At 50.1% G+C, this 3,121-nt stretch carries 5 protein-coding genes; all 5 read right to left on the reverse strand.

Going from position 1 to position 3,121, the window contains the following annotated elements; genetic code table 11:
• A partial coding sequence (locus tag KDK13_RS09060) for a hypothetical protein (protein ID WP_257284656.1) occupies positions 1-214 on the reverse strand: 214 nt, incomplete at its 3' end.
• 217 nt (positions 215-431) lie between these two features.
• On the reverse strand, positions 432-2,096 hold the full coding sequence (gene yidC, locus KDK13_RS09065; RefSeq protein WP_257284657.1) for a membrane protein insertase YidC: 1,665 nt from the start codon (positions 2,094-2,096) through the stop codon (positions 432-434).
• Positions 2,072-2,398: a membrane protein insertion efficiency factor YidD gene (yidD, locus tag KDK13_RS09070; RefSeq protein ID WP_257284658.1), complete on the reverse strand. Its 327-nt coding sequence runs from the start codon at positions 2,396-2,398 to the stop codon at positions 2,072-2,074. The genes yidC and yidD overlap by 25 nt, the downstream gene beginning before the upstream one ends.
• A 36-nt stretch (positions 2,399-2,434) precedes the next feature.
• Entirely contained in the window at positions 2,435-2,806 is a 372-nt protein-coding gene (rnpA, locus tag KDK13_RS09075; protein WP_257284659.1) for a ribonuclease P protein component, read from the reverse strand.
• Between the two features lie 46 nt (positions 2,807-2,852).
• The gene (gene rpmH / locus KDK13_RS09080; protein WP_081622094.1) at positions 2,853-2,987 is read right to left on the reverse strand and encodes a 50S ribosomal protein L34; all 135 of its coding nucleotides are present in this window, start codon (positions 2,985-2,987) and stop codon (positions 2,853-2,855) included.
• Between the last annotated feature and the right edge of the window lie 134 nt (positions 2,988-3,121).

Consider the following 3,121-nt stretch of genomic DNA (forward strand, 5'->3'; position numbering starts at 1 on the left):
ACTCAATATTATGCCGGTAAAAGTCGGTAATGGAGCCAAGCTTTACTTTCAGTTTCTTATTGGTAAGTTCTGACGGCAGGGCATCAATGGCAATGGTGGCATTAAACAGTTGGTACTGGTCAGTACCAACGGTCATATATCCCAGTTCGGGGTTGGCCGATGCGCTCCCGATAACACTGCTGACAATGGCTGTGCTTATCAGTTTTTTAATCATACTGTTGATCTTATCCAGTTAGCTCAAGGTGGGAAGCCTCAGTTACTAACTGTTTATCGGTCCAGACGTGAGCAACTGTAGATAATTCAGACGCTATTTTTCAGTGCACCAGATTGAGTATGAACCGGCACTTTTCAGAAGAGGAATTTATCGAGGTGAGGTCAGAGAAGGGGATAGCGAAGCAGCTTTATAACAGGAAAGCTGCTTCGCAGAAGGCTTAGCCTTCTTTTTCGATTTTTTTGGTAATGATGTACTGCTGGATAATCGACAGCACGTTGTTGGTCACCCAGTACAGAACCAGACCCGCCGGGAAGAACAGGAAGAAGAAGGTGAAGATCACTGGCATCATCTTCATGACTTTAGCCTGCACAGGGTCTGGCGGTGTCGGGTTCAGCATCTGCTGAATGAACATCGAGGCTCCCATGATCAGTGGCAGGATAAAGTACGGATCCATCTGGGAAAGGTCGTGAATCCAGCCCAGCCATGGCGCCTGACGCAATTCCACTGACTCAAGCAGTGTCCAGTACAGGGCAATGAATACCGGCATCTGGACAAGAATCGGCAGGCAGCCCCCCATGGGGTTAACCTTCTCCTTCTTGTACAGCTCCATCATGGCCTGAGACATTTTCTGGCGATCATCGCCGTACTTCTCTTTCATCTCCTGCAGCTTTGGCCCCAGCTTGCGCATTTTTGCCATGGACCGGAAGCTGGTGGCATTCAATGGGTAGAATACCGCCTTGACCAGTACCGTCAGCAGAATGATGGACCAGCCCCAGTTACCCACCAGAGAGTGAATCCACTTCAGGATGGTAAACAATGGCTGAGCCAGGAACCAGAGCATGCCGTAGTCAACGGTCAGCTCCAGGCCATCCGACAGAGACTTCAGGTTTTCCTGGTTTTTCGGCCCGACATACAGGGTTGCCCCGGTCTCAATGGTTTCACCAGGCTGGACAACCATGGCATCGTCATAGAAGCCGACGAAGTTGTAGCCATCTTTGTTCTGCTTGGTGTAATACTGATGGGCTTTCTCCTGATCAGGTACCCACGCACTGACAAAGTAGTGCTGGAGCATGGCAGCATAACCACCCTGAACCCGCTCAGCGAATGGCTTATCAGAAAACTCATCAAAGGGCAGTTTGGTGTAAGGCTCATCATTGGAGCGGACGGCCGCTCCCAGATAAGTATTCATTGGCGCCTTTGAATTAAGCTGACTCGGGTCTTCTGAGTTATCCCGTTTCAGCTGGGCATAAAACTGGTCGCGCCAGACCTTGTCACTGTTATTCACAATGGTGTAATTAACCGTGACATCATAACGGTTACGGTAGAAGGTAAAGCTTTTGGTAATGTCGACGCCATCCATATTCTTATGAAGGTCAACGGTCAGCTTGTTTTCACCATCTTCCAGTGAGTAATTGGCCTGTTTAACACGGTAAACCCCACGCAGGTTATTCGCGTCCGGGCCATCGGTTTTGGCCAGTGCACTCTGTGCGGTGAATACACAGGTGGTTTCTCCCTGACAGTCCGGGCTGTTTACCAGCAGCTGGAAAGGAGCGGTTGGTTCTCCATCTTCGGGTAACCAGGCAGGGTATTGAGGCAGGGTCAGGCTGATGATATCACCACCGGCAGGATCAATCAGCGCATCAATCGTATTGGTCTTGACACTGATGAGCTGGGCAGAAGGTTTCGCAGCCCCATCATCGGTGGAAGGTATTGAATTGCCATCCTTAAGGGAAGGCATATCGGAGCCAGCTTGACTGCTGGATACGGAGTGAGCGACGGATGCCGACTTCGGCGTACCGGGATAGTCTTCATTCCATTGCTGCAGTGTTAAAACACCAACGACAGCAATAGCACCGATCAGGAGTGTTCTTTGGAAATCCATGAGTTCCGGGCCACACATTCAGGTGAATGAATATGATTGTCTGATTGTGTCCGATGATCACCAGAATCTTTTTCCGGTACCGGGTCAAATCCTCCTGGATGCCAGGGGTGGCACCTCAGTAGTCGGAGCAAGATAAGCTTGCTACCAGTCAGAAAACCATGACGATTTAAGGCTTCCAGGCCGTAGGCAGAGCAAGAGGGGTAAAAGCGGCACCGGCTGGGCATCAGGGGACTCAGTGCATAGCGATATATCTTGATCAGCCCGATCAACACTGATCGGGGGATATTGGCTAACCTGCCCATCTATATGCCTTCATGTTGCCGGAGCCTGACCAAACGTTATGCCGACGCTTCCCATTCGTGTAGCCTTCGTTTCAACCTTTGCCACTGCTGGTTGAGTAGCTGGTTCAGATCTCTGTCATTCAGATCACTGAAACCTTTCCGGACTAAAACGACAATATCCAGGTTACCGATTTCATCCTGTTGCAGACGAAAGGTTTCCCGGATATGACGTTTGGCCCGGTTTCGGCCAACGGCAGTACGAATATTTTTTTTGGCAACCACCAACCCCAGTCTTGCACGGCCAAGCTTATTGGCTTTTGCCAGTATAAGAAGCTGTCTGCTGGATACCTTGATATCCGTTGTATCAAATACCTGTTTGAAATCAGCCGAGGAGCGTAGCCGTGATTCACGACCAAAAGATAAGCTCACACTGATGCTCTCTTTATTAGCTACGGCGTTTAGCCACAGGCATCGATCAGGCTGACAGACGCTTGCGTCCCTTGGCTCGACGACGGTTGATTACCGCACGGCCATTCTTGGTAGCCATGCGCGCACGGAAGCCGTGGTTACGCTTGCGCTTCAGGTTGCTTGGCTGGAAAGTTCTTTTCATCGTGGTTACTCGTCTTAATGGACTTACAAAAGACGGGCATTCTAAGTAATTGCAGGGTTAGCGTCAATTTGCATTGGTCAAGAAGCACCGTATTACCGTCCGGCTTTCTACACGGGCATGCACATGCCCAAAGG

It is taken from the genome of Endozoicomonas sp. SESOKO1 (genome assembly GCF_024606265.1).
Classification (GTDB): Bacteria; Pseudomonadota; Gammaproteobacteria; order Pseudomonadales; family Endozoicomonadaceae; genus Endozoicomonas.